The following is an 18679-nucleotide window of genomic DNA, read 5'->3' as shown; positions in this document are numbered from 1 at the left end:
AACCGACCATGAGCCAACGCCCCAACTTTCTGGTCATCGTTGCCGACGACCTGGGTTTCTCCGATATCGGCGCCTTCGGCGGCGAAATCGCCACGCCGAACCTCGACGCGCTGGCCACTGCCGGCCTGCGCCTGACCGACTTTCATACCGCGCCGACCTGCTCGCCCACCCGCTCGATGCTGCTCACCGGCACCGATCACCATATCGCCGGCATCGGCACCATGGCCGAGGCGCTGACCCCGGAGCTGATCGGCAAGCCGGGCTACGAAGGCTACCTCAACGACCGCGTGGTGGCCTTGCCGGAGCTGCTGCGCGATGCCGGATACCAGACCCTGATGAGCGGCAAATGGCACCTGGGCCTGACCGCCGAGCTGGCGCCCCAGGCCCGCGGCTTCGAGCGCTCCTTCGCCCTGCTGCCGGGCGCGGCCAACCACTATGGCTTTGAACCGACCTACGACGAACACACCCCGGGCCTGCTCAAATCAACGCCGGCGTTGTACATCGAAGACCAGACCTTCATCGACGAACTGCCCAAGGATTTCTATTCTTCCGACGCCTTCGGCGACAAGCTGCTGCAGTACCTGAAGGAGCGCGACCAGAGCCGGCCGTTCTTCGCCTACCTGCCGTTCTCGGCGCCGCACTGGCCGTTGCAGGCGCCGGCCGAAGTGGTGGCGCGCTACCAGGGCCGCTACGACGCCGGCCCCGAAGTGCTGCGCCAGGAGCGCCTGGAAAAACTGCGCACGCTCGGCCTGATCGCCGCCGACACCCAGGCCCACCCGGTCGACAACCACTGGCACAGCCTCAGCGACGAGCAACGCCAGCGCTCGGCGCGGGCCATGGAGGTGTACGCGGCGATGGTCGAGCGCATGGACTGGAACATCGGCCGGGTGCTCGACTACCTGCGCAAGCAGGGCCTGCTCGACAACACCCTGGTGCTGTTCATGTCCGACAACGGCGCCGAAGGTGCGCTGCTCGAAGCCTTCCCCAAGTTCGGCCCGCAACTGGCCAGCTACCTCGACCAGCACTACGACAACAGCCTGGACAACATCGGCCGGGCCAACTCCTATGTTTGGTATGGCCCGCACTGGGCCCAGGCGGCCACCGCACCGTCGCGGCTGTACAAGGCCTTTACCAGCGAAGGCGGGATTCGCGTACCGGCGCTGGTGCATTACCCGGCATTGGCACGCCAGGGTCAGATCAGCCAGCAGTTCAGCACGGTGATGGACATCACCCCGACCCTGCTCGATCTTGCCGGTGTGCGCCACCCCGGCAAGCGCTGGCGCGGCCGTGAGGTGGCGCCGCTGCGCGGTAAATCCTGGCTGGGTTACCTGTCGGGCGAGACCGAGCAAGTGCACGACGAAAACACCGTCACCGGCTGGGAGCTGTTCGGGCGCCGGGCCATTCGCCAGGGCCATTGGAAAGCGCTGTACATTCCCGGCCCGGTCGGCCCGGCCACCTGGCAGTTGTACGACCTGGCCAGCGACCCGGGCGAAATCAACGACCTGGCCGCAGTACAACCGGCGAAGCTGCAGGCGCTGCTGGGCGAATGGCAGAAGTATGTCGAGGAGACCGGAGTGATCCTCAGTCAGTCGCCGTTCCAGCCGGACTAGCCAGGGCCTGCAGGCGTGCCGGGTCGAGGATCTCGATCTCGCCATAGCCCAGGCGCAAGGCGCCTTCCTGCTGCAGCGACTTGAGGATCTGGTTGGTGGTCTGGCGCGACAGCGAGAGCATCAGCGCCAGTTGCTCCTGGGACAGTTGCAGCACGCGCCGGCTGCCAAGCAACTCGCCATAGCCGGCGGCGATCTGCAACAGCCTGTGGGCCACCCTCGGTGCGGCGGCCAGCAGGCTCTGCTGCTCCAGCGCAACAAACACCACGCGCAGTTTATGGCTCATCAACAAGGCCACGTCGCGCCAGTGCCGGGGCTGTTGATCGAGCAACTTCAACAGCGGCGCCTGGGGGATCCACAGCAACTGGGTCAGTCCTTCGGCCTGGGCGTCGTGGGTGCGCGGCTGGCCGTCGAACAGGCTGATCTCGCCGAACCAGTGCGGCGCTTCGATCAGGGTCAGCAGCGCCTCCTTGCCATCGGTGGCCACCGCGCCCACGCGCATCGCCCCGTCGAGCACCGCATACAGCCCGCACGGCGCATCGCCGCGCTGGAACAGGTATTGCCCGGCTGCCAGCTGACGCGGCCGGGCCAGTGCCAGCAGGCTATCCTGAAAGCTGGGAGGCAATGCCTGGAACCAGTGACCTTGCAGCAGGGTTTCGCGCATAGCGCCTCGAAGCTGAACTCTGTCGGCTAGCCGACAGACAGGTGGATATCTGTAGGACATGCTCACGTTACCTACAGGAGGAACAACAATGAAAAACCTGGTCGAACACCTGAGTCAATACGCCGCCTACCACCGCGACCCGCGCAACATCGCCACCCACTTCATCGGCATACCGCTGATCGTGCTGGCGGTAACGGTTTTGCTGTCACGCCCGGGTCTTGAACTGGCGGGCATCTGGCTGTCGCCGGCACTGCTGGTGGCGCTGGTTACCGCCTGGTTCTACCTGCGCCTGGACCAACGCCTGGGCCTGCTGATGGCGCTATTGCTGGGCTTGTGCCTGTGGGCCGGGCAGGCGCTGGCGGTGCAAAGCACCCTGGTCTGGCTGAGTGCCGGGCTGGCATTGTTCGTGATCGGCTGGGTGATCCAGTTTGTCGGCCACCACTATGAAGGGCGCAAGCCGGCGTTTGTCGATGATCTGATGGGCTTGATCATCGGGCCGTTGTTCGTGGTGGTGGAGCTGGGGTTCTTGCTGGGGCTGCGCCCGGAGCTGAAGAAGGTCATCGAGGAGAATGTCGGGCCGGTGGCGGTTCGGCAGAAGAAGGCAGCGGTCTGAGCGGGGCTGCTTTGCAGCCCTGCGCTTACACCAAACCTGTGGGAGCGGGCTTGCCCCGCGATGAGGCCCTAAGGGTCAGCCCCTGGACTCAACCCCCAACTCATCCCACACCGACTCGGCCAGGTGGAAGGTGGCATTAGCCGCCGGAATGCCGCAGTAGATCGCGCTCTGCATCAGCACTTCCTTGATCTCCTCACGGGTCACGCCATTGTTGGCCGCCGCGCGCAGGTGCAGTTTCAGCTCCTCGTTGCGGTTCATGCCAATCAGCATGGCGATGGTGATCAGGCTGCGGGTATGCCGCGGCAGGCCCGGGCGGGTCCAGATGTCACCCCAGGCGTGGCGGGTGATCATTTCCTGGAACTCGCTGTTGAACTCGCTCAGGTTGCTCAGGCTACGGTCGACATGGGCATCGCCGAGCACCGCGCGGCGCACTTGCATGCCGGCGTCATAACGTTGTTTCTCGTCCATGGTCAGCCCTCTCGGCCCAGCAGAAAGTCAATTACCCGGCGGCTGAACGGCGCACCGACTTCGACGTTGGAAAGGTGCGCAGCGTGGAATTCGGCGTACCGCGCGCCCGCCACGTTCTCCTGGATGAAACGCCCACCGGCCGGCGGCGTCACCGCGTCGTGGCTGCCGGAGATCACCAGCAGCGGCACCTTGATCTGGCCCAGTTGCTCACGAAAATCAGCATCGCGCACCGCCCCGCAGTTGGCCGCATAGCCTTCAGGCGAGGTGGCGGCGAGCATATCGGTAATCCGCTTGGCCTGGTCGGGATTGCCCTCGGCATAGGTTTTGGTGAACCAGCGCTCGATCGAGGCATCGCGCAGGCCGACCATCGCGTCTTGACGATCACGCAATACCAGCTCGATGCGTGGGTTCCAGGTGTCCGGCGCGCCGATCTTGGCCGCAGTGTTGCACACGATCAGGCGCAGGAGCCGGTGACCGGCGTTGATCCCCAGCCACTGGCCAATCAGCCCGCCCATCGACAGACCGCAGAAATGCGCCTGTTCGATGTGCAAGGCATCGAGCAACGCCACTACATCCTGCCCCAGTTGTTCGATGCTGTACGGCCCCGGGGTCACCAGCGAACCGCCATGGCCGCGGGTGTCGTAGCGCAGCACGCGAAAATGCGCAGTCAAAGCCGGCACCTGGGTGTCCCACATGTGCAGGTCAGTACCCAGAGAATTGGACAGCACCAGCACCGGCAGGTGTTCCGGGCCTTCGAGTTGATAGTTGAGTACGCCATCGGTGAGTTGTACCTGTGCCACTGCAGCCTCCTTCAGGCATTGACGCGGTGATGTTCAGCCAGCGCCCGCTCGACCCAGGCACGAGCCTGGCCGAGGTAGTGGGCTGGGTCGAGCAGACGATCGAGCTCGTCTGACGAAAGTTCGGCACTGACCTGCGGCTCGTCGCCCAGCACGGCGCGCAGATGGCGCTGCTCGGCCACGGCCCGCTTGCAGCAGGTTTCCAGCAGATGGTGGGCATGGTCACGGCCCAGGCGCTGGGCCAGGACGATACTCACCGCTTCCGCCAGTACCAGGCCCTGGGTCAGGTCGAGGTTGCGGCGCATGCGCTCGGCGTCCACTTCCAGGCCATCGGCGATGATCTGTGCCTGGCGCAGCGCCCCGGAGACCAGGCAGCAGATCTCCGGCAGGGTTTCCCATTCGGCATGCCACAGGCCGAGGCTGCGCTCGTGCTCCTGGGGCATGGCGGCATACAGCGTGGCCAGCAGGCCCGGGACCCGGGTGGCGGCGCCGATCAGCACCGCAGCGCCGACCGGGTTGCGCTTGTGCGGCATGGTCGAGGAACCGCCCTTGCCCGGCGCCGAAGGCTCGAACACCTCAGCCGCTTCAGTCTGCATCAGCAGGCTGACGTCACGGCCGAGCTTGCCAAGGCTGCCGGCAATCATGCCGAGCACCGCCGCGAACTCCACCAGACGGTCGCGCTGGGTGTGCCAGGGTTGTTCAGGCAGCGTCAGCTGCAAATCTGCGGCCAAGGCTTCGGCCACCGGCAAGGCCTTGTCGCCCAACGCCGCCAGGGTCCCGGAGGCGCCGCCAAACTGCAGGGTCAGCAGGCGCGGCTTGAGTTCCTGCAGGCGCTGGCGATGGCGATTCAAGGCGCCCAGCCAGCTGGCAATCTTCATGCCCAAGGTGACCGGCGTAGCATGTTGCAGCCAGGTGCGCCCGGCCAGGGGCGTCTCGGCGTGAATCTCGGCCTGGCGCGCCAGGGCGTTGGTCAGTTGCGCCAGGTCGGCCTCGATCAAGGCCAGCGCCGCCCGCAGTTGCAACACCAGGCCGGTGTCCATGGCATCCTGGCTGGTGGCGCCCAGGTGCACATAACGCTCGGCCTCCGGTACGCCACTGGCAATCACCTTGCCCAGCGCCTTGACCAGCGGGATCGCCGAGTTGCCGGCCACGGCAATCGCCTCGGCCAGCGCGGCAAAGTCATAGCGTTCGGCATGGCAGGCGGTTTCGATCGCCGCCACCGCCACCTGGGGGATCACCCCGGTGGCCGCTTCGGCACGAGCCAGGGCCGCTTCGAAATCAAGCATGCCCTGCACCCGGCCACGGTCAGAGAAAATCTCGCGCATTCCCTGCGCGGTGAAATAGGCATCGAACAGCTGATTGCCCGGACGCGGGTTCATTGGCAGGTCCTTGAACAGGTCAATGGTCGTGGTGCAGGTACGCAGCCTGCTTCGGCAAGCGCAGGCTGAACAGGAAGGCAATCGCCATCATCGCCGTAACGTACCAGTAAAAGGTGTTTTCCATGCCCATGGATTTCAGCCCCAAGGCGACGTACTCGGCCGAGCCGCCAAACAGCGCGTTGGCCACCGCATACGCCAGGCCGACGCCCAGGGCGCGTACCTGCGGCGGGAACATTTCGGCTTTGACCAGACCGCTGATCGAGGTGTAGAAGCTGACGATGCACAGCGCCAGGGTTATTAGTACGAAGGCCAGGAACGGGCTGGTGACGGTTTTCAGCGCCAGCAGGATCGGCACGGTGAACAGCGTGCCCAACGCGCCGAACAGCAGCATCGAATTACGCCGGCCGATACGGTCCGAGAGCATGCCGAACAACGGCTGCATGCACATGTACAAAAACAATGCGCCAGTCATGATGAAGCTTGCGGTCTTGGCGCTCATGCCGGCGGTGTTGACCAGGTACTTCTGCATGTAAGTGGTGAAGGTGTAGAAGATCAGCGAGCCGCCGGCGGTGTAGCCGAGCACGGTGATGAACGCCGCCTTGTGGTTGCGAAACAGCCCGGCGATGCTGCCGGCGTCCTTGTCGTTGCGGGTTTCGGCGCTGCTGGTTTCTTCCAGCGAGCGGCGCAGAAACAACGAGATCAGCGCAGCAATGGCGCCGACCACAAACGGGATGCGCCAGCCCCAGGCGCGCAGTTCGTCTTCACTGAGCAACTGCTGGAGGATCACCACCACCAGCACCGCCAGCAACTGCCCGCCGATCAGGGTCACGTACTGGAACGAGGCAAAAAAACCGCGCTGGCCGCGCAGCGCCACTTCACTCATGTAGGTGGCGGTAGTGCCATATTCACCGCCCACCGACAGGCCCTGGAACAGCCGCGCCAGCAACAGCAGCGCCGGCGCCCAGGCGCCGATCGAGGCATAGGTGGGCAGGCAGGCGATGACCAGCGATCCGGCGCACATCATCAGCACCGAGATCATCATCGAATTCTTGCGGCCATGACGGTCGGCGACGCGGCCGAACAGCCAGCCACCAATCGGTCGCATCAGAAAGCCGGCGGCGAACACCCCGGCGGTGTTGAGCAACTGTACCGTCGGATCGTCGGAGGGGAAAAAGGCCGGGGCGAAATAGATGGCGCAGAAGGCATAGACGTAAAAGTCGAACCATTCGACCAGGTTGCCCGAGGACGCACCGACAATGGCAAAGATGCGTTTACTACGCTCCTCACCGGTGTAATAGGCTGAAGTCATGGCTGCTTACTCTTGGTGGGTTCTGAGAGTCTAGACACACTCAGTAACACTCACGTTCCACAGAACAATCACGCCGGCCGCGCCGCCTTGCGTGGAGGCGGCGCGGCCGGGTCATTGGTTTACACCCGCTCGATGGCCAGGGCCAGGCCCTGGCCGACGCCGACACACATGGTCGCCAGGCCTTTGCGCCCGCCGGATTTCTCCAGGTGGTGCAAAGCGGTAAGGACCAGGCGCGCGCCGCTCATACCCAGCGGATGGCCAAGGGCAATGGCGCCGCCGTTGGGATTGACCTGCGGCGCATCGTCGGCCAGGCCGAGTTCGCGCAGCACGGCCAGGCCCTGGCTGGCAAAGGCTTCGTTGAGTTCGATGACATCAAAATCAGCCACCGCCACGCCCAGGCGCTCGGTCAGTTTGCGCACCGCCGGCACCGGGCCGATGCCCATTACCCGCGGCGCCACACCGGCACTGGCCATGCCAAGCACCCGCGCCCGCGGGGTCAGGCCATGCTTTTTCACTGCGTCTGCCGAGGCCAGGATCAGCGCCGCAGCACCGTCGTTGACCCCCGAGGCATTGCCGGCGGTGACGGTCTTGTCCGCGCCGTTGACTGGCTTGAGGCGGGCCAGGGCTTCGAGGGTGGTGTCGGCGCGCGGGTGCTCGTCGTGCTCAACGACCGACTCGCCCTTTTTATGGGCGATGCGCACCGGCACGATCTCTTCGGCAAAGAAGCCCGCAGCCTGGGCGGCGGCCGTGCGTTGCTGGCTGCGCAGGGCAAAGGCGTCCTGGTCGGCACGCGAGACCTGGTAATCGTCGGCAACGTTGTCGGCGGTCTGCGGCATGGCATCGACGCCGTACTGGGCCTTCATCAGCGGGTTGATGAAGCGCCAGCCGATGGTGGTGTCTTCCAGCTTCATGTTGCGCGAGTAGGCGTTGTCGGCCTTGCCCATGACGAACGGCGCCCGGGACATCGACTCGACGCCGCCGGCAATCGCCAGCTCCATCTCGCCGCTGGCGATGGCGCGAAAGGCCGTGCCCACCGCGTCCATGCCCGAGGCGCAGAGGCGGTTGAGGGTCACCCCCGGCACGCTGTCTGGCAGGCCGGCCAGCAGCAGCGCCATGCGCGCGACGTTACGGTTGTCTTCACCGGCCTGGTTGGCGCAACCGAGGAACACCTCGTCGAGCTGATCCCACTGTACCTGCGGGTTACGCTCGATCAACGCCTTGAGCGGCACTGCCGCCAGGTCGTCGGCGCGCACGCTGGCCAGGGCGCCGCCAAAGCGGCCAATGGGGGTGCGAATGGCATCGCAGATAAATACCTCACGCATCAGGCTTCTCCTGGCGCTTGGCCGTGGGCGGCGGCGGTACGCGCTTCAAGGTCGCGCAGGGCGTTGAGCTCGACATCGCTCGGTGCGACGGTGGTTTGCACGTTGTCGGCAAAACGGATGGCCCAGCCGGTGGCAGCGATGATCTGCTCGCGGGTCACACCCGGGTGGATCGAGGTCACCACGAACTCATGAGTACCGGCTTCCGGCTCCATGATGCACAGGTCGGTAATAATGCCTACCGGCCCCTCGCCTGGCAGGCCCAGGCGCTTGCGTGAATCACCGCCTTCGCCGTGGCCGACCGAGGTAATGAAGTCGAGCTTGTCGACAAAGGCGCGGTTCGACTGCTTGAGGATGATCAGCACCTGCTTGGCGGAACCGGCGATCTCCGGTGCGCCACCGGCACCTGGCAGGCGAACTTTGGGCTGGTGATAGTCACCGACCACGGTGGTGTTGATGTTGCCGAAGCGGTCGACCTGGGCCGCGCCGAGAAAGCCCACATCGATGCGACCGCCCTGCAGCCAGTAGCGAAAGATCTCGCCGGTCGGCACCACGGTGTCGGCGGTTTCCGCCAGCTCGCCGTCACCGATCGACAGCGGCAGCACGCTTGGCTTGGCGCCGATCGGGCCGGACTCGTAAATCAGCACGACATCGGGCGACGAGGTCAGGCGCGCCAGGTTGGCGGCCTTGGACGGCAGGCCGATGCCGACGAAGCAGACGGCGCCATTGCGCAGGCGACGGGCTGCGGCAACGGTCATCATTTCATTGGTGGAGTAGCTCATTGTGCAGCCTCCGCGCTGGCCAGTTTTGCCTTGAATTCAGTGAAGTCGGCGGTGCCGCGAATGTACTGGTCGATCCACGCCGTAAAGCTTTCGCGGCTGCGGGCAATCGGGTCCCAGGCCTGGTAGAAGCGGTTGTCCCGCTCGTAGTATCCATGGGCATAGGACGGATGTGCGCCGCCCGGTACCAGGCACACCGCAGACAGCGCCCAGGTCGGCAGCACGCAGGCGTTCATCGGCGCCTGGAGGTCGTCGACAATTTCCTCGACGGTGACGATGCAGCGCTTGGCCGCCAGGGCTGCTTCCTTCTGCACACCGAGAATGCCCCAGAGCAGCACGTTGCCCTTGCGGTCGGCCTTTTGCGCGTGAATCACGGTGACGTCCGGGCGTACCGAAGGCACGGCGGCGAGGACTTCACCGGTGAACGGGCAAGTGACGCTCTTGATCAGTGGGTTGACCTTCGGCAGGTCGGAACCTGCGTAGGCACGCAGCACTGCGAATGGCAGGCCCGAGGCGCCGGCGACGTAGGCGTTGGCCAGGTCGGCGTGGCTGTGTTCTTCGATCTCGATGGCGTGCGGCCAGTGTTTTTCAACCGCGTCGCGCAGGCGATGGAGGGAACCGACACCCGGGTTGCCGCCCCAGGAGAAAATCAGCTTGCGGGCGCAACCGGCGCCGATCAGCTGGTCGTAGATCAGGTCAGGCGTCATGCGTACCAGGGTCAGATCTTTCTTGCCCTGACGAATGATTTCATGCCCGGCGGCAGTCGGAATCAAGTGCGTGAAGCCTTCGAGGGCGACGCTGTCTCCGTCGTTGACGAACTGCTTCACGGCGTCGTGGAGCGAGAGGATTTCAGCCATTGCAGACTCCTGGATATGCTGAGTCGGGGTCGGTTTCAAGGCGCCTCGGGCGGCGCCGGTCATGGGTTCAGATTAAGATGGGCTGGGGGGCTGTTCAATCCGATAATCGACTAACTGTTCGATTATCGAACTGATTGTTATCTTGCTAACAACACGTGCGAGGGCTGTCAGGTCGCATCTGCGTGACTGACCATGCCCTTGATAATCACCGCCGTGGTGGCCAGTGCCGCCGGGATCACCAGCGCGGTCAGCACCTGTTCGAAATTCCAGCCCAGGCCCAACAGGGTTGCGCCCATCCACGCCCCGAGAATCGCCCCGAAACGGCCGATACCGAGCATCCACGACACCCCGGTGGCGCGCCCCTGGGTCGGGTAGAAGCGGGCCGCCAGCGACGGCATCGCCGACTGCGCACCGTTGACGCACATACCGGCAATCAGCACCAGGGTCGCGAGAAGGGTGATGTTGCCCAGGCTCTGCCCTACCGCGTAGGCAAACACCCCAGCCAGCAAGTAGAAGGTGCCGATAACCTTGTGCGGGTTGTAACGGTCCATGGCCCAGCCCACCGCCACGGCGCTGAGCACCCCGCCAAACTGGAACAGCGCACCGATGAAGGCGGCCTGCTCCATGCTCGCGCCACTGTCGCGCATCAGGGTTGGCAGCCAGCTGGTCAGCAGGTAGACAATCACCAGGCCCATGAAATAGGTCAGCCACAAGAGCAGAGTGCCGACGCTGTAAGTCCCGGAGAAGATCACCGCAAACACGTTGCGGGCTTTGACTGTCTTTTGCTCCGGCACGCTGAAGCTCGATGCCTGGCCGACGATGGCCGGCTCGATCGGCGCCAGGGTCTTGCGTACCTTGTCGGTGCCGCGGTTGCGCACCACCAGGTAACGCGCCGACTCCGGCAGCCAGAACACCAGCACCACCGCCAGCACCAGTGGCAGAACCCCGCCGATCAGCAGCAGGCTGTGCCAGCCGAACGCCGGGATCAGCTTGGCAGAAATGAAGCCACCCCCGGCCATGCCCAGGTTGAAGCCGCAGAACATGCTGGTCACCAGCAGCGACTTGTGCCGCTCCGGGGTGTATTCGGACAGCAGCGTCGTGGCATTGGGCATGCCCGCGCCCAGGCCCAGCCCGGTGAGAAAACGCAGCACCAGCAACTGGTCAACATTGGTGCTGTAGGCCGACGCCAGGCTGAACGCGCCGAACAGCAGCACTGCCCCCACCAGTACGACTTTGCGCCCGAAACGATCGGCCAGCGGCCCGGACCCCAGCGCACCGAAGACCATGCCGATCAACGCGGCGCTCATCACCGGGCCGAGGCTGGCCCGGTCAATGCCCCAGTCCTGGGACAGGGCCGGGGCGATAAAGCCCATCGCAGCGGTGTCGAGGCCGTCGAGAAAGACGATCAGAAAGCACAGGATCACCACCCGCCATTGGTAGCGCGACAGCGGTTGGCTATTGATAAAGGACTGCACATCAAGGCAGTTTCCGACAGCAGCTTGAGGACTATTCATTATTTTTATCCAGAAGAAGCGCGCGCGTGTGCGGGTGCGCGCGTGAACGGCACGGACGAACAGGTACGGGATCGAAAAACTGGATCAGCTGCCGCGCAGTCCCGCGTAGGACAGGTGCAAACCGTGCAGGGACAGGAAGTCGGTCATGGGGCGTTTGCCTCTCGCTCATTATTATGGGCGGTCAGGGCAGGCTGACCGCTGCGAGGGACATTAATAAGCAGGCGGGCGCGGCGCAATTCGATAAACGCATCTCTGTGCGTTTATCGAACAGGAACGTTCAGGCGAACAATTGCGCGCTGAGGTCACGACTGGCGGCAAGCATGATCGGCAGGAAGCGCTGTTCAAGCTCGGTGCGGCTGACCCGTCCGGCATGGGTACTGACGTTGAGCGCCGCCAGCACCTGGCCGGAGGCGTCGTAGACCGGTACGGCAATCGAGCGCAAGCCCTGCTCCAGCTCCTGGTCGACCACGCACCAGCCCTGCTGGCGAACCAGCTGCAGGCACTCGAGCAAGGCCACCGGGTCATGGAGGGTGCGGCTGGTCTTGGCCTGCAGGTCGGCGTGCTCGAGGTATTCGTGCAGGGTTGCGTCGTCCAGCGCCGCCAACAGGATACGGCCCATGGAGGTGCAATAAGCCGGCAGGCGCCCGCCAACCGACAGGTCGACCGAAATCAGGCGCTGCACCGTGGCCGAGCGGGCGATGTAGAGAATGTCGTCGCCCTCCAGGGTGGCCATGTTGCAAGCCTCGTGCAACTGGTCGCTCATGCGGTCCAGATAAGGCTGCGCTGATACCGCCAGCGGCGTCGACGACAAGTAGGCGTGACCCAGGGTCAGCACCTTGGGCAGCAGCGAATAGGTGCGCCCGTCGGTGGTGGCGTAGCCGAGCTTGATCAGCGTATGCAGGCAGCGGCGTACCGCGGCGCGGGGGATTTCCGTGCGGTGGCTGATCTGGGCGATGGTCAGGTGGCGCTTGCGCTCCTGGAACGCCTGAACTACCGCCAGGCCCCGGGCCAGCGAGGTCATGAAATCGGGGTCACCGGTAAAGGCCTGGATACGCTTGGCCGGCGAGGCAACGATAGGCGGCGCCAGGGACGCAAACGAGCTACGCACGTTGTCGTTCAATCCTGGCCCTTTGGGCGTGGTTTCTTCTGTCATGGCTAGCCTCGGCAACACGGTCACTGGGGCGATTATCGAACCATCGACCGATAATCGCAATTGACCGCTACCCTCAATTGCTTATACCTTTCTCCCGCCACCATGTGGCTTCTTGGAGAGACTGGTCAGGTACCCACCGTAGAAGTCCCAGGCACGGCCTTGCCCACGAAGCGAGGCCGTTTTTCCTTCCTCCGTAAAAGACGGGGTCGGTGGCCAGAGAACTTTTTCTCGGCGCCCGGTTCAAATTTCATACTCGGCGGACTGAGCGCATTCATAACTTGGTAACAAAACCGCCGCTCTATTGTTCTTATCAACAATAGAGAGTACTAGTGTCAGACAATCTGCTTGCTATAATAAAACTTCGTATCCACGCCCTTGGGCGGGGATAGTGCGGATCCAATCCGCTGCTGCCCCCAGGCAGACACAACCGGATCGCTGCAAGTGCCATTAACGTGAACACCTCGATGTTCACTTTCGCTTGCACCACCACAACCTACTGTTGCTGCGACAGTTATGCCGCTCTGGCCGCGTAGCCGTGTGCATGTTGTGCCCCGCGCACTCAATTGCCCGCGTAAACGCCAGGGTTTATATCCATACAGGTAATACTGTGACCAAAGATGAACTGCGCGCCGAACTAGAGCGCCAGGAACAACGTTACAAGGACGTCTATGGCGGTGAAGTGACCACTTATGCCGCGCAACCCGACCCGGAACGCAAGCCATGGCGCAAACGCGCAAGCGTGCTAGACCAGGCCTTCGCCCAGGAACTGGAAAAAATCGAGAAAGAACTCAAGGACCAGGCGCCCTGAGCCACGCCTGATGGCGATCGCAACACGCCGCGCCACGGCGTGCGGGGATGCTTTTAGCTGAGCACGATGCAGCTGATTTTTGCGCCGTCATACGCATGCGGTAACGGAATTTCACAAATTTCATACGGCCGTTTGATTTTTTTCTGACACGCATGAAATCATGCAAATGTTTAATTTTTCTCGATTTTTTTCGATTTTAGCCGACGATCACCGAAGCATCGCCGACTCAGCGGCTTGGGCAATGGGGTAGAAAAGTCGTCGAGCGGTCCGTCGCAGGGGCATCGATTACCGGGGATTTCTGGCATAATCGCGCCCCCTTATGACCGGGTCAGAATTCCTTCATGATCGATTTATTCAGCGGACTTGATGCCTGGGTACTGGTGAGCTTGCTGCTCGCTCTGACCTTCGTACTCGCCTTCGAGTTCATCAATGGCTTTCATGACACCGCTAACGCGGTAGCTACAGTCATCTATACCAAAGCCATGCCGCCGCACCTGGCCGTGTTCTTCTCCGGCGTGTTCAACTTCCTCGGGGTTCTGCTCGGCGGTGTCGGCGTGGCGTATGCCATCGTTCACCTGCTGCCGGTCGAACTGCTGATCAACGTGAACACCGGCCATGGCCTGGCGATGGTCTTCTCTCTATTGGCTGCCGCCATCACCTGGAACCTGGGTACCTGGTACTTCGGGATCCCGGCGTCCAGTTCGCACACGTTGATCGGCTCGATCCTCGGCGTGGGCCTGGCCAACGCCCTGATCAGCGACATTCCGCTGGGTGACGGGGTCAACTGGCAGAAGGCAATCGATATCGGCATGTCGCTGGTACTGTCGCCGATGGCCGGTTTCGCTGTCGCCGCGCTGGTGCTGCTCGGCCTGAAATGGTGGCGACCACTGTCGAAGATGCACAAGACGCCGGAACAGCGCCGCAAACTCGACGACAAGAAGCACCCGCCATTCTGGAACCGCCTGGTGCTGGTAATTTCGGCGATGGGTGTGAGCTTCGTGCACGGTTCCAACGACGGTCAGAAAGGTATCGGCCTGATCATGCTGGTACTGATCGGTATCGTTCCATCGGCGTTCGTTCTCGACCTCAACAGCACCACCTACCAGATCGAGCGGACCCGCGACGCCACGCTGCACCTGAACCAGTTCTACCAGCGCAACGAAGCGACCCTGGGCGAATTCCTGGCCCTGGGCAAAGCCAAAGAAGGCGACCTGCCAGAACAGTTCAGTTGCAACCCGCAGCAGACCGAGCCGACCATCAATGCCTTGCTCGATTCGCTCAAAGGTGTGGCCGACTACCGTTCGCTGACGCCGGAAAAACGCATTGAAGTACGTCGTTACCTGCTCTGCCTGGACGACACCGCCAAGAAGGTCGGCAAGCTGCCAGGCCTGCAGGCACGCGAGAAGGCGGACCTGGACAAACTGCGCAAGGACCTCACCGCCACCACCGAGTACGCACCGTTCTGGGTGATTCTCGCGGTCGCCCTGGCCCTGGGCCTGGGTACCATGGTCGGCTGGAAACGCGTAGTGCTGACCATCGGCGAGAAGATCGGCAAGCAGGGCATGACCTATGCCCAGGGTATGTCGGCGCAGATCACCGCAGCCTGCGCCATCGGCATGGCCAACATCTTCAGCCTGCCGGTCTCGACCACCCACGTACTGTCCTCGGGTGTGGCCGGTACCATGGTGGCGAACAAGAGCGGCCTGCAAGGTGGCACCGTACGCACCATCCTGCTGGCCTGGGTACTGACCCTTCCGGCTACCGTGGGCTTGTCGGCAGCTTTGTTCTGGCTGGCAACCAAAGCCATCGGCTAATACACCCCGCAGTAAAAAGGCGCCCCGAGGGGCGCCTTTTTTATGCCTGATGCAATCAGCGGCGCTTGCTGCCGCCGAGCAACGAACCCATCAGGCCCCGTACCAACTGGCGCCCGAACTGGTTGGCCGCCTGGCGTACCGCCGACTTGATCGCCTGCCCTGCTGCGCTTTGCAGGAACTCGCCGGCTTTGTCGGCCAAGCTCTCTTCAGCCGCAGCCGGCGCCTGCTCAGGCTCAGCGGCGCCGCCTTTACGGGCATTGAGCATTTCATAGGCCGATTCACGGTCGATCGGTTTGTCATAACGCCCGACCAAGGGCGAAGCGGCAATCAGCGCTGCCCGTTCGGCGGCGCTCAGCGGCCCGATGCGCGACTGCGGCGGGGCAATCAGTACACGCTGGACCATACCCGGCGTGCCCTTTTCCTGCAGGGTACCGACCAGCGCCTCACCGATGCCCAGCTCGGTTAGCACGCTCAAGGTGTCGAATTGCGGGTTGGGGCGGAAACCATCGGCCACGGCCTTGAGGGATTTCTGCTCCTTGGCGGTGAATGCCCGCAGGCCGTGCTGGACGCGCAGGCCCAACTGCGCGAGGACATCATCCGGCAGATCGCCCGGCGACTGGGTGACGAAGTACACACCTACGCCCTTGGAACGGATCAGCCGCACCACCTGCTCCAGCCGGTCCTGCAGGGCCTTGGGGGTGCCATTGAACAGCAAGTGGGCCTCATCAAAGAACAGCGCCAGCAACGGTTTGTCGGCATCGCCACGCTCGGGCAATTGCTCGAACAGTTCGGCCAACAGCCACAGCAGGAAGGTCGCATAGACTTTCGGCGCCTCATGCACCAGGCGGCTGGCATCGAGCAGGTGAATGCGCCCGCGACCATCGGCATCCGGCTGCAGGATATCTTCCAGTTGCAAGGCCGGTTCGCCGAACAACGCTTCGGCGCCCTGCTGCTCGAGGGTTGCCAGGCGCCGCAACAGGGCCTGGCTGGAGCCGGTGGTCATCAGCGCACTGTCTTCACCGAGCAGTTGCGGGTTGTCCTTCAGGTGCGCCAGCAGCGCCTTGAGGTCCTTGATGTCGAGTAGCAACAGGCCTTCGCGGTCGGCGACCTTGAACGCGGCATACAACGCCGCCTGCTGGCTGTCGGTCAGCTCCAGCAAATTGCCCAACAACAACGGGCCCATTTCGCTGAGGGTGGTGCGCAGCGGATGACCAGACTGACCGTGAATATCCCACAAGCTGACCGGATAAGCCTGAGGCCGATGGTTCAGCCAGGGCATGCCGGCAATGCGCTCGGCCACCTTACCCTGGGGGGTGCCCGCCGCGCCCAGGCCGCACAGGTCGCCTTTGACATCAGCGGCAAACACCGCCACGCCAGCGTCGCTGAAGGCTTCGGCCATGTGTTGCAGGGTTACGGTCTTGCCGGTACCGGTCGCCCCGGCCACCAGGCCGTGACGGTTGGCCAGGCGCATGGCCTGGGCCACCGGCTGCCCGGCGAGGTCGGCGCCGAGCACGAATTGCGAAGAGTCAGGCATGTTTTTTCACCCTCTGTTTAAAGCTTTGGCTTGAAACGGCCGATATTAAATAGCGATAGACCACCAGGAAGACAGGAATAGCCCGACAAGGAATTGGGACCTGCACTGCTTTCACGCTGTTCTTTGTGCGAACGACCCGGATAACAAGACCTTAGCGGACCGACACGTTATGAACAAAAGCCTCCGATTCAGCCACAAGATCCTATTGGCCGCCTCGCTGATCGTCATGATCGCCTTTACCCTGTTTACCTTGTACAACGATTTCTTGCAGCGTAATGCCATTCGCGAGGATCTGGAAAACTATCTTGAAGAAATGGGCGAAACCACTTCGACCAATATCAAGAACCTGTTTGACGGTCGTATTCTGCTGGTACAAAACGTTGCACAAAACATTGCCGCGTTTCCCGAGGCTGACAAAGTCGGCACGCTGCTCGGCCAACAAGCGCTGGTCTCAAGTTTCCTGACCATTTACCTGGGTGACGTCAACGGCGGTTTCACCATCCGCCCACAGACCAAGATGCCCGACGGCTACGACCCGCGCGTACGCCCCTGGTATAAAGACGGCATGGCCGCCAACGGGCCGATCCTGACCGAACCTTATATTGATGTCAGCACCGGCAAGATGGTCATTTCGGTGGTAGCGACCGCTGCACGCAATGTCGGCGTGGTCGGTGGCGACCTGGCCCTCGACGGCCTGACCGAGATCATCAACTCGCTGAACTTCGGCGGCATGGGCTACGCCTTCCTGATCAACGATCAAGGCAAGATCCTCGTGCACCCGGATAAAAACCTGGTGATGAAGTCGCTGTCGGACCTGTTCCCACAGAACACCCCGCGCATCAGCAAGGAGCCGAGCGAGGTCGAACTTGACGGCAAGACCCGGATCCTCAGCTTCGCCCCGGTCAAGGGCCTGCCTTCAGCCAACTGGTACATCGGCCTGTCGGTAGACAAGGACGAGGCCTACTCGATGCTGAGCAAATTCCGCACCTCGGCGGTGATTGCCACCCTGGTCGCCGTGGTCATCATCATTGCCCTGCTCGGCCTACTGATCCGCGTACTGATGCAACCGCTGCACACCATGACCCGGGCCATGGAGGACATCGCCGAAGGTGAGGGCGACCTGACCAAGCGTCTCGCGATCCATAACCACGACGAATTCGGCATCCTCGGCACCGCCTTCAACCGCTTCGTCGAGCGCATCCACGGTTCGATCCGCGAAGTGTCCTCGGCCACCGAGCAGGTCAACGAAGTGGCCCTGCGGGTAGTCAGTGCCTCCAACTCGTCGATGGTCAACTCCGACGAGCAGTCCAACCGCACCAACAGCGTTGCCGCGGCGATCAACCAGTTGGGCGCCGCCGCCCAGGAAATCGCCCACAACGCCGCGCAAGCCTCGCAACAGGCAAGCTCGGCACGGCATCTGGCTGAAGAAGGCCAGCAGGTGGTCGATCGCAGCATCCAGGCGATGAACCGTCTGTCGGACCTGATCTGCACTTCCAGCGCACACATCGAGACGCTCAACAGCAAGACGGTGAACATCGGCCAGATCCTCGAAGTGATCACCAGCATCTCGCAGCAGACCAACCTGCTGGCGCTCAACGCCGCCATCGAGGCGGCACGTGCCGGGGAAGCCGGTCGCGGTTTTGCCGTGGTCGCCGATGAAGTACGCAACCTGGCGCACCGCACCCAGGAGTCGGCGCAGCAAGTGCAGAACATGATCGAAGAGCTGCAGGTCGGCGCCCGTGAATCGGTCGACACCATGGGCCAAAGCCAGCGCCACAGCCAGGACAGCGTCGAGATCGCCAACCAGGCCGGTGAGCGCCTGGGCAGCGTAACCCTGCGCATCGGCGAGATCGACGGCATGAACCAGTCGGTGGCCACCGCCACCGAGGAACAGACCGCCGTGGTCGATTCGATCAACATGGACATCAACGAAATCAACATGCTCAACCAGGAAGGGGTCGAGAACCTGCAGTCGACCCTGCGCGCCTGCGCCGACCTGGAGCAACAAGCCAGCCGCCTGAAACAACTGGTGGGCAGCTTCCGTATTTGAGCTTGAGCGGCAAG

General features: G+C 63.2%; 16 protein-coding genes and 1 pseudogene. 6 read left to right on the top strand and 11 right to left on the bottom strand.

Annotated features, from left to right (window positions below; genetic code table 11):
* The first annotated feature begins 8 nt into the window (after nucleotides 1-8).
* A complete protein-coding gene (locus ACIOVF_RS10175; RefSeq protein WP_401289179.1) occupies nucleotides 9-1610 on the top strand; it encodes an arylsulfatase in 1602 nt (533 codons plus the stop codon).
* Here the strand turns inward: ACIOVF_RS10175 and ACIOVF_RS10170 are convergent.
* On the bottom strand, nucleotides 1582-2271 hold the full coding sequence (locus tag ACIOVF_RS10170; protein WP_045197486.1) for a Crp/Fnr family transcriptional regulator: 690 nt from the start codon (nucleotides 2269-2271) through the stop codon (nucleotides 1582-1584). The genes ACIOVF_RS10175 and ACIOVF_RS10170 overlap by 29 nt on opposite strands.
* An 88-nt stretch (nucleotides 2272-2359) precedes the next feature.
* Here ACIOVF_RS10170 and ACIOVF_RS10165 point away from each other — a divergent pair, with 88 nt between their 5' ends.
* Nucleotides 2360-2884 carry a DUF962 domain-containing protein gene (locus ACIOVF_RS10165; RefSeq protein WP_401289176.1) on the top strand — a complete coding sequence of 175 codons (525 nt, stop codon included), beginning with the start codon at nucleotides 2360-2362 and terminating at the stop codon, nucleotides 2882-2884.
* Nucleotides 2885-2959: 75 nt separating this feature from the next.
* Here the strand turns inward: ACIOVF_RS10165 and pcaC are convergent, their stop codons facing one another.
* From pcaC to pcaR, 9 genes are all read right to left on the bottom strand, one after another.
* Complete coding sequence (gene pcaC, locus ACIOVF_RS10160) at nucleotides 2960-3352, bottom strand: 4-carboxymuconolactone decarboxylase (RefSeq protein WP_045197482.1); 393 nt, start codon at nucleotides 3350-3352, stop codon at nucleotides 2960-2962.
* Between the two features lie 2 nt (nucleotides 3353-3354).
* Nucleotides 3355-4152, bottom strand: a complete 798-nt coding sequence (gene pcaD / locus ACIOVF_RS10155; RefSeq protein WP_401289173.1) for a 3-oxoadipate enol-lactonase — start codon at nucleotides 4150-4152, stop codon at nucleotides 3355-3357.
* A gap of 11 nt (nucleotides 4153-4163) precedes the next feature.
* Nucleotides 4164-5528 carry a 3-carboxy-cis,cis-muconate cycloisomerase gene (locus tag ACIOVF_RS10150; protein WP_401289170.1) on the bottom strand — a complete coding sequence of 455 codons (1365 nt, stop codon included), beginning with the start codon at nucleotides 5526-5528 and terminating at the stop codon, nucleotides 4164-4166.
* Between the two features lie 19 nt (nucleotides 5529-5547).
* Nucleotides 5548-6837, bottom strand: a complete 1290-nt coding sequence (locus ACIOVF_RS10145; protein WP_045197475.1) for an MFS family transporter — start codon at nucleotides 6835-6837, stop codon at nucleotides 5548-5550.
* A 119-nt stretch (nucleotides 6838-6956) separates the two neighbouring features.
* Nucleotides 6957-8162 carry a 3-oxoadipyl-CoA thiolase gene (gene pcaF, locus ACIOVF_RS10140; protein ID WP_401289438.1) on the bottom strand — a complete coding sequence of 402 codons (1206 nt, stop codon included), beginning with the start codon at nucleotides 8160-8162 and terminating at the stop codon, nucleotides 6957-6959.
* Nucleotides 8159-8938: a CoA-transferase subunit beta gene (locus ACIOVF_RS10135; protein WP_045197471.1), complete on the bottom strand. Its 780-nt coding sequence runs from the start codon at nucleotides 8936-8938 to the stop codon at nucleotides 8159-8161. The genes pcaF and ACIOVF_RS10135 overlap by 4 nt, the downstream gene beginning before the upstream one ends.
* Nucleotides 8935-9792 carry a CoA transferase subunit A gene (locus ACIOVF_RS10130; RefSeq protein WP_258607922.1) on the bottom strand — a complete coding sequence of 286 codons (858 nt, stop codon included), beginning with the start codon at nucleotides 9790-9792 and terminating at the stop codon, nucleotides 8935-8937. The genes ACIOVF_RS10135 and ACIOVF_RS10130 overlap by 4 nt, the downstream gene beginning before the upstream one ends.
* A 167-nt stretch (nucleotides 9793-9959) precedes the next feature.
* Nucleotides 9960-11306, bottom strand: a complete 1347-nt coding sequence (locus tag ACIOVF_RS10125; protein WP_093379926.1) for an MFS transporter — start codon at nucleotides 11304-11306, stop codon at nucleotides 9960-9962.
* A gap of 277 nt (nucleotides 11307-11583) precedes the next feature.
* On the bottom strand, nucleotides 11584-12459 hold the full coding sequence (gene pcaR, locus ACIOVF_RS10120; RefSeq protein WP_176794222.1) for a pca regulon transcriptional regulator PcaR: 876 nt from the start codon (nucleotides 12457-12459) through the stop codon (nucleotides 11584-11586).
* Nucleotides 12460-13066: 607 nt separating this feature from the next.
* Here pcaR and ACIOVF_RS10115 point away from each other — a divergent pair.
* Together ACIOVF_RS10115 and ACIOVF_RS10110 are read left to right on the top strand one after the other, a co-directional pair.
* The gene (locus ACIOVF_RS10115) at nucleotides 13067-13267 is read left to right on the top strand and encodes a hypothetical protein (RefSeq protein WP_010220873.1); all 201 of its coding nucleotides are present in this window, start codon (nucleotides 13067-13069) and stop codon (nucleotides 13265-13267) included.
* A 341-nt stretch (nucleotides 13268-13608) separates the two neighbouring features.
* Entirely contained in the window at nucleotides 13609-15081 is a 1473-nt protein-coding gene (locus ACIOVF_RS10110) for an inorganic phosphate transporter (protein WP_045197461.1), read from the top strand.
* A gap of 55 nt (nucleotides 15082-15136) precedes the next feature.
* On the opposite strand, the gene ACIOVF_RS10105 is transcribed toward ACIOVF_RS10110, so the two are convergent.
* On the bottom strand, nucleotides 15137-16615 hold the full coding sequence (locus ACIOVF_RS10105) for a helicase HerA-like domain-containing protein (protein WP_401289162.1): 1479 nt from the start codon (nucleotides 16613-16615) through the stop codon (nucleotides 15137-15139).
* A 169-nt stretch (nucleotides 16616-16784) separates the two neighbouring features.
* On the opposite strand from ACIOVF_RS10105, the pseudogene ACIOVF_RS10100 reads away from it, so the two are divergent.
* Nucleotides 16785-17807: pseudogene (locus ACIOVF_RS10100) on the top strand (cache domain-containing protein); the annotation flags it as partial.
* A gap of 93 nt (nucleotides 17808-17900) precedes the next feature.
* Nucleotides 17901-18665: a methyl-accepting chemotaxis protein gene (locus ACIOVF_RS10095; protein WP_371128668.1), complete on the top strand. Its 765-nt coding sequence runs from the start codon at nucleotides 17901-17903 to the stop codon at nucleotides 18663-18665.
* The last annotated feature ends 14 nt before the right edge of the window (nucleotides 18666-18679 follow it).

Source organism: Pseudomonas sp. NPDC087612 (assembly GCF_044743505.1).
GTDB lineage: Bacteria > Pseudomonadota > Gammaproteobacteria > Pseudomonadales > Pseudomonadaceae > Aquipseudomonas.
The sequence above is the reverse complement of the archived record's forward strand: the minus strand, read 5'-3'. Positions and strand labels throughout refer to the sequence as shown.

What these genes read in the sequence shown, in the direction of transcription:
- ACIOVF_RS10175 (WP_401289179.1), top strand. Translation starts at nt 9, where the DNA reads ATGAGCCAACGCCCCAACTTTCTGGTCATCGTTGCCGACGACCTGGGT.
- ACIOVF_RS10170 (WP_045197486.1), bottom strand. Translation starts at nt 2,271, where the DNA reads ATGCGCGAAACCCTGCTGCAAGGTCACTGGTTCCAGGCATTGCCTCCC.
- ACIOVF_RS10165 (WP_401289176.1), top strand. Translation starts at nt 2,360, where the DNA reads ATGAAAAACCTGGTCGAACACCTGAGTCAATACGCCGCCTACCACCGC.
- pcaC (WP_045197482.1), bottom strand. Translation starts at nt 3,352, where the DNA reads ATGGACGAGAAACAACGTTATGACGCCGGCATGCAAGTGCGCCGCGCG.
- ACIOVF_RS10150 (WP_401289170.1), bottom strand. Translation starts at nt 5,528, where the DNA reads ATGAACCCGCGTCCGGGCAATCAGCTGTTCGATGCCTATTTCACCGCG.
- ACIOVF_RS10145 (WP_045197475.1), bottom strand. Translation starts at nt 6,837, where the DNA reads ATGACTTCAGCCTATTACACCGGTGAGGAGCGTAGTAAACGCATCTTT.
- ACIOVF_RS10135 (WP_045197471.1), bottom strand. Translation starts at nt 8,938, where the DNA reads ATGAGCTACTCCACCAATGAAATGATGACCGTTGCCGCAGCCCGTCGC.
- ACIOVF_RS10130 (WP_258607922.1), bottom strand. Translation starts at nt 9,792, where the DNA reads ATGGCTGAAATCCTCTCGCTCCACGACGCCGTGAAGCAGTTCGTCAAC.
- ACIOVF_RS10125 (WP_093379926.1), bottom strand. Translation starts at nt 11,306, where the DNA reads ATGAATAGTCCTCAAGCTGCTGTCGGAAACTGCCTTGATGTGCAGTCC.
- pcaR (WP_176794222.1), bottom strand. Translation starts at nt 12,459, where the DNA reads ATGACAGAAGAAACCACGCCCAAAGGGCCAGGATTGAACGACAACGTG.
- ACIOVF_RS10110 (WP_045197461.1), top strand. Translation starts at nt 13,609, where the DNA reads ATGATCGATTTATTCAGCGGACTTGATGCCTGGGTACTGGTGAGCTTG.
- ACIOVF_RS10105 (WP_401289162.1), bottom strand. Translation starts at nt 16,615, where the DNA reads ATGCCTGACTCTTCGCAATTCGTGCTCGGCGCCGACCTCGCCGGGCAG.
- ACIOVF_RS10095 (WP_371128668.1), top strand. Translation starts at nt 17,901, where the DNA reads ATGGTCAACTCCGACGAGCAGTCCAACCGCACCAACAGCGTTGCCGCG.